Genomic DNA, 6526 nt, shown 5'->3' with positions numbered 1-6526 from the left:
CCGGTGGCCGCCGACAACCCGGCCGCCTCGACCCTCTCGCTGAGCGCCGGCATCTGGTTCGTGGGCTCCGGCATCGTCGCGGCGCTGGCCGGAGGCTTCATCGCCGGGCGCCTGTCCGGCAAGCCCATCGATGGAACGGCCGGCCTGCACGGCCTCGTGTCCTGGGCCGTGACCACGCTCGTGGTGCTGTACCTGCTGACCTCGGCGGCCGGGGGCCTGATCGACGGCGCCTTCTCGGGCGTGACCAGCACGCTCGGCGGCGCCGGCTCGCTCGTGGGCGGCACCGTGCAGACGGCGGCCCAGGCGGCGGCCCCGTCGCTGTCGAAGATCTCGAACCCCTTCGACGGCATCGAGCAGTCGGTCCGCAACCAGGCCGCAGGCCAGGACCCGCAGGCCGCCAAGGACGCCGCCGTCGCCGCGATCCGCGCCCTGTTTACGGGTGACCCGGCCCAGAAGGCCCAGGCCGAGAACCGCGCCGCCGACGCCCTCGCCAAGGCCCAGGGCATCCCGGCCGACCAGGCCAAGACGCAGATCCAGGACTACAAGAAGCAGTACGAAGAGACCGTCGCCACCGCCAAGGTGAAGGCCGAGCAGGCGGCCGTCGTCGCCAAGTCCGCCGCCACCCAAGGTGCATTCTACGGTGCGCTGGCCCTGATCCTCGGCGCGCTCGCCGGCTTCTTCGGTGGCCGCCTCGGCGCTCCGAAGCTCCACACCCTCGCCGACAGCCACGACGCCCGCCGCGTTTGAGCCCGTCCCCGGCCGGTCCTCGCGACCGGCCGGTCCTTAATGTCCGACATCCCGCCCCTCGAACCGAAAGAATCATCCGTGAGCAGCACCACCGACAAGCTGAAGGGCCTCGCCAACGAGGCCGCCGGCAACGTCAAGCAGGCCGCCGGCAAGGTCACTGGCAACGACGGTCTCGTCGTCGAGGGCAAGGCGCAGGAACTCAAGGGCGAGGCCCAGCGCACCGTCGGCGAAGCCAAGGACGGCGTGTCGTCGCTGGTCGACAAGGTCACCGGCAAGCGCTGATCCCATAAGGGCGGTGGGTGACCCGGTTGGGTTCCTGCACCCCATCATTCGAACTCAGGAGTATCCCATGAACGGTGACCAGTTCCGCGGTGCGTCCCGCCACCTCAAGGGTCGCGCGCAGACCGCCGTCGGCGGCCTGACCGGCGATCCGGCTCGCCAGGTTCGCGGTGCCGTCAACCAGGTGGCCGGTGGGGCTCAGTACGCCTACGGCCGCGCCCGTGACCGCGCCGAGGATCTCATCGACGACGGGCGCGACATCGCCCACGATGTCCGGGATCGCGCCGGCAACCTGATCGAGGACGGGCGTCATCTCGTCGACGAGGCACGCGACCGTGCCGGGAACCTTATCTCGGACGGTCGCGACTTCGCCCGTCATGCCCGTAAGCGCGGCACGACCTATGGCCGCCAGGCCGCCCGCTACGCCGACGACAACCGCACCTCGACCCTGCTCGGCCTCGCCGCCGTCGCGTTCGCGGTGGGCTGGCTGTCCCGCTCCAAGCGCTGACCCATCACACCGGAGATCACACCATGATCCGCAAGCTACTCACAGCCTTCCTGCTCCCGAAGGTCATCGCCTACGTCAGTCGCCGCTTTTCCGGACGCTCAGGCACCCCGCCGAACCGCCGGGGCTACTGACGTTCCCCTGCCGTACGAAACCAACTCAGGAAACCTATCCACGATGAAGCTGACCCTCGCCCTCGCCACCACCGTTGCAGCCACCCTCGTCGGCCTGCCGGCCCATGCCGCTCCGGCCTCCGCAGCTCCCATCGAAGCGCTCGTCCGCGGGGACCTGCCGACCGATTACGTGCAGTACCGGCGCTTCGGTCACCGTCATGGCTGGCGCGGTGGACGTGGCTACGGGCGGGGCTATGGCTACGGTCGCGGTTACGGCTATCGCCGCGGACCCGGCGTCGGCGCCGCGGTGGGCGCGGGCGTGGCCGGCCTCGCGGCGGGTGCCATCATCGGTGGCGCCATCGCCAACTCTCAGGCTCAGGCTGCCCCGGTGGTCGTGCAGGGCGGTCCAGGCCCCGAGGCAGTTGCAGCATGCGCCCGCCGCTTCCGGTCCTACGACGCGTCGAGCGGGACCTACCTCGGCAACGACGGCGACCATCACACCTGCCCGTAACCATCCAGACCACCGGGCCCGCCACGGCGGCGGGTCCGGTGCCACGACGGAATAGCTCCCGGACGACTCGCGGATTCGCGGATGTCTCGTGTTGCTGACACCCCGCAGACATCCGCAAACTCGATCCAAAAGCTGAACGCCCATGCGCCCGTATCTCGCCGAGTTCATCGGCACCTTCGTCCTTGTATTCTGCGGCTGCGGTAGCGCAGTGCTCGCGGCGGACCACATTGGCTACGTCGGTGTGTCATTGTCCTTCGGGTTCGTCCTGCTAGCAATGATCTATGCGGTCGGACTGATTTCCGGTTGCCACCTGAACCCGGCCGTCACGCTCGGCCTGACCCGGAGCCGTAAGTTCGATGCGGCCCGGCTGCCGGCCTACATGGCCGCCCAGGTCCTCGGCGCCATCGCCGCCTCTTACATCCTCTACCTGATCGCCCAGGGGAGACCCGGCTTCGACGCCGTCGCCACCGGCTTCGCCTCGAACGGCTATGACCTGCGCTCGCCCGGACACTACAACCTAGCGGCGGCGTTCATCGCCGAGTTCGTCCTCACCACCCTGCTGGTCCTGACCATCCTGGGCTCGACCGACCTGAAGGCCCCGGTGGGGTTCGCGGGTGTCGCCATCGGCATCGTGCTCGTAGTGATCCACCTCGTGTCGATCCCGGTGACCAACACCTCCGTCAACCCGGCCCGCAGCATCGGTCCGGCCCTATTCGCCGGCTGGGCGGCGATCCAGCAACTCTGGCTGTTCATCGTCGCGCCCCTGCTCGGCGGTGCCGCCGCCGCTGGCCTTTACGCCTCGATGCGTGCCCTCGACCCCGTGCTCCAAATGCCCGAGCGGCAGGGTCTGCAGGCGCTGACGGGCGAGACCGAACAGCGGATGGAGAAGGCCGGCATCAAGCCGACCGAGTTCTAGCAGCCCGCTCCCCCACACCTGCCTGGCGTGATGCCAGGCAGGATTACGGTCGCCGGCACAGCGGCCGAGCCCCCGCGGGCGGACACCCGTCCGACCCTCACAACCGACAAGGACGACCGATGAGCAAGGGCTATCCCTCGATGACCGCGCTGCTCGGCCTGCTGGCCGTGGCCGGATACCAAAACCGCGATAAGCTCGCCGAGCTCCTGAAGGGCCACGACACACCGTCCAGCCCCTCCCTGAGCCCGAACCACGGCACCGTTCCGCCGATCCCGAACACCGCCTCCAACACGAGCTCCACGGGCGGCATCGGCAACCTCGGCAGCCTGCTCGGCGGTCTCGGCACCGCCGGTGTCGGCGGCCTGATCGCCAGCGGCCTGAGCGAGCTCGTCGACCACTTCACCAAGGGCGGCCACGGCGAGACTGCGAACTCCTGGGTCAACCAGGGCACCAACCGCGACATCCCCGAGGCCGACCTCGAACGCGCCATCGGCCCCGATACCCTGGATCACCTCACCCAGCAGACCGGCCTGAGCCGTAGCGCTCTCCTGTCTCGCCTCTCGCGAGAGCTGCCCTCGGCCATCGACCGCTACGCCACCGACGGCCGCTCGCCGGCCTGACCCCAAGATGTGGCCGGTGCCCCAGGGCGCCGGCCACACATGACGCCGGGCGACGCCGCGCCGGGGTTCGATACACCGCCTTTCCCCGAGCTTGCGAGACCGCCATGGCCATCGACTACCGTTCCGAACTCCGACGCCCCTTGCCCTTCAGCCTCGCGGTGGTGGCCGCGGTCCTGCTGGCCTGGCTCATCGTCGCCTCCATCGCCGGTGCGCGTCAGCGCAGCGCGCGTGACCACCGCATCGAGGACCTGCAGGGCCAGCAGACGGCGCTGCGCGCCGATCTCGAACGGCAGATCTCGACCGCCGGCACCCTGACTTCGCTCCAGGCCAAGATCGCCACCGCCCAGCAGCAGGACCAGCAGGCAAGCAAGGCCGCCGCGGAGGCGAAGTCCCGCGCCGCGACCCTGACCCAGGAGCAGCAGGCTGCCGAGGCCAAGGCGACCGAGGCGAAGAAGGCGGCCGAGGCCGAGTCGCAGAAGCTCACCGACCTGCAGTCCCAGGTCTCCCAGGCCGAGGGGAAGCTGACCCCGCTGCGCGAGGCCATCACCACCGCCGAGAAGGTCGCCGTCGACCGGACCCAGGATCTCGCAGAGGTCGGACGCCGCTTGGAGGACGCCCGGGTGCAGGAGGCCAAGCTCCGCGCCGACCTTGCGACCATGACCCAGGAGGCGACGGCCAAGACCGCCGACCTCGCCAAGGCCGAGGAGCGCCAGCAGAATGCCCGCGAGGCTGCCGCCGCCGCCCAAAAGGAGCTGGCCGAGGCCCGGACCGCGACCGATCAGGCCGGCAAGCAGCGCACGGATACGGAACAGGCCGTCGCCGCCCTGACCGCCAACAAGGAGAAGCTCACTACCGAGATCGAGCAGGCCAACCGTGATGCCCAGCAGGCTCGCGATGCCCTGGCGAACGTCCGTAAGGAACTCGCCGAGGCCCAGGCCCAGCGCGACCGCGTCGTCTCCGAGCGAGGTCAGGCAGAGCAGGCGCTGCAGAAGCTCTCCGCCGACCGCGATGCCGGCACGGCCGCCCTCGACGCCCTGCGCAAGCGCCAGACCGACGCGCAAGGAGAGCTCGCCACGCTGACCGAAACCCTGGCGACCCGCAACAAGGAGGCCGGGACCCTCGACGAGCGGCTGGCTGCGGCCCGGCAGGACCTGAGCACCGCCCAGTCGAAGCTCGCCGAGGTCCGTCAGCAGCTCGCCAACCCGCCCGCCGCCGCGCCGAGCCAGCCGGCTCGCTGAGACACCGTCGACCCTACGCGGGCAAGCTCCCGCGTAGGGTCACCCGTCCGGCCCCACCGCACGAAAAGACCGCATGATGAACATCCGTAACCTCGCCCTGACATCGCTTGCTCTAGCAGGCGCCCTGATCGTTTCCCGGCCATCCACGGCGCAGGAGGGTCCCGAGATGGAGGCCATGCGGGTGAATTGCGGAGGCGATTACCTCCGCCTGTGCGCTGGCATGAAGCCGGGCGGGCCGGAGGTGAAGGCCTGCTTCAAGCGCAATCGCCAGAATCTTTCTCCGGGATGCTCCGGGGCCATCGCCGCCTACGAGCGGTCCCGTGCCGGATCGTCCAGCGAGGCCGACGACTAACCGTACCGACAACGAGAAAGGGTGCCTCGGAAAACCGGACGTCGCGGTGCCCCTGTCCGAGGGCGTGTTCCAGGGCATCCGCTCCGACCGAACGAATGCCCGATAACCGGGAGCCCCGGACGGTGATCACGGCGGCATGGGAGACGACAATACTATGCTGACCCGCCTGAGCCGCGCCTTCCTCAGGGTGTTTCCTGCAATCCTTCTTATCGTCGTGGGATTGCTCGCAGCCCTGTTCCGTAGACGTGGCGGTTCCCGAAAGGGGGCGACGACGCTCGTCCCGGTACCCGCCAGGCAAGCTGCACCTCCGATGCGTCGCCGCGGGGCTGCCATCGCGCTCCTTGCCCTCCTCATCGGGATCGGGCTGATCCTAGCCTTGGTCGGCGGTGATGGCGCCCTTTGGCGGCTCGGGTCCTCGCTTCCCTCCTCGAACGGCGAAGGCGGGCGACCGGTGGCGGCCCTATCGCGACCAGAGGTCGACGCCAGCAGAGGAAACACCTCGGAAGCGATCGCTCGGGATAGACCGGCGATTGAACGAACGCCGGGCGAACCAGGCGTGGCGGTGGCCCCCGGCGCCCCTGACCCAAGTTCCCCATCGTTCGATACCGTCCGCGTCGAGCCGAACGGGGAACTCGTCGTCGCCGGGCGAGCGACGCCGAACGGCACCGTGGAGCTCTTAGTCGACGGCAAACCCACCGCCCGGGCGGTCGCTGATGGGAACGGCCAGTTCGCCATCGTCCCGCCCGCCCTCCCGGCCGGCAACAGCGAGGTCGGCCTTCGGGCGACCGATGCGAAGGGCATCGTTCGCCAATCGCGGGACAGCGTCGCGGTGGCCGTCGCGCCATCGGGTGATGCCAAGCCGTTGGTTGCCCTGACCTCGCCCGACAAGGCGACCGTGGTGCTGTCGCAACCGGGTTCGTCACGGACGGTGATCCGCTCTGTTCCCGATGCGGTGTCCACTCGACGGGAGACGGCGGACGCCGCATCCCCGTCCCGGCGAGGCTCCGGCGAAATTGCTTCGACCAATGGCGCCTCGAACGCCATCGGCGAGAACGATGCGGTCCGGTCCGGCCGGACCGGGGTTGGCGACGGCCCCGACGCGAAGGTCTCGGATCGAGCCGCATCCAAAGGGATCGGGTCCCGCTCCTCGGAGGCGCCTCAGGCCCCACCAACGGAGCGGGCAGTCGTGACGGGATCGGCCGAGGTCCTTACCAAGGTCGTCAGCGTCGATGCGCAGGAGGGCGG

The 6526-nt window shown here is 69.7% G+C and carries 8 protein-coding genes and 1 pseudogene; all 9 read left to right on the top strand.

What is annotated here, in order from left to right; genetic code table 11:
* Nucleotides 1-747: PhnA-like protein (locus COGEMETH_RS22990; RefSeq protein WP_238185004.1), on the top strand; the 747-nt coding region annotated here is incomplete at its 5' end.
* A gap of 78 nt (nucleotides 748-825) precedes the next feature.
* A complete protein-coding gene (locus tag COGEMETH_RS22985) occupies nucleotides 826-1029 on the top strand; it encodes a CsbD family protein (protein ID WP_238185003.1) in 204 nt (67 codons plus the stop codon).
* A 67-nt stretch (nucleotides 1030-1096) separates the two neighbouring features.
* Entirely contained in the window at nucleotides 1097-1534 is a 438-nt protein-coding gene (locus COGEMETH_RS22980) for a CsbD family protein (protein WP_238185002.1), read from the top strand.
* Nucleotides 1535-1708: 174 nt separating this feature from the next.
* On the top strand, nucleotides 1709-2155 hold the full coding sequence (locus COGEMETH_RS22975; protein ID WP_238185001.1) for a BA14K family protein: 447 nt from the start codon (nucleotides 1709-1711) through the stop codon (nucleotides 2153-2155).
* A 142-nt stretch (nucleotides 2156-2297) separates the two neighbouring features.
* Complete coding sequence (gene aqpZ / locus COGEMETH_RS22970) at nucleotides 2298-3071, top strand: aquaporin Z (protein WP_238185000.1); 774 nt, start codon at nucleotides 2298-2300, stop codon at nucleotides 3069-3071.
* A 119-nt stretch (nucleotides 3072-3190) separates the two neighbouring features.
* A complete protein-coding gene (locus tag COGEMETH_RS22965) occupies nucleotides 3191-3691 on the top strand; it encodes a YidB family protein (protein WP_238184999.1) in 501 nt (166 codons plus the stop codon).
* A gap of 104 nt (nucleotides 3692-3795) precedes the next feature.
* Nucleotides 3796-4929: a coiled-coil domain-containing protein gene (locus tag COGEMETH_RS22960; RefSeq protein WP_238184998.1), complete on the top strand. Its 1134-nt coding sequence runs from the start codon at nucleotides 3796-3798 to the stop codon at nucleotides 4927-4929.
* Nucleotides 4930-5002: 73 nt separating this feature from the next.
* Nucleotides 5003-5281, top strand: coding sequence for a 3',5'-cyclic-nucleotide phosphodiesterase (locus COGEMETH_RS22955; RefSeq protein ID WP_238184997.1), 279 nt, complete (start codon nucleotides 5003-5005; stop codon nucleotides 5279-5281).
* Between the two features lie 154 nt (nucleotides 5282-5435).
* Nucleotides 5436-6526, top strand: a pseudogene (locus COGEMETH_RS22950) (hypothetical protein); the annotation flags it as partial.

Source organism: Methylobacterium trifolii, assembly GCF_022179685.1.
GTDB lineage: Bacteria > Pseudomonadota > Alphaproteobacteria > Rhizobiales > Beijerinckiaceae > Methylobacterium > Methylobacterium trifolii.
Note: the sequence above shows the minus strand (reverse complement) of the source record. Positions and strands in the feature narration are given on the sequence as shown.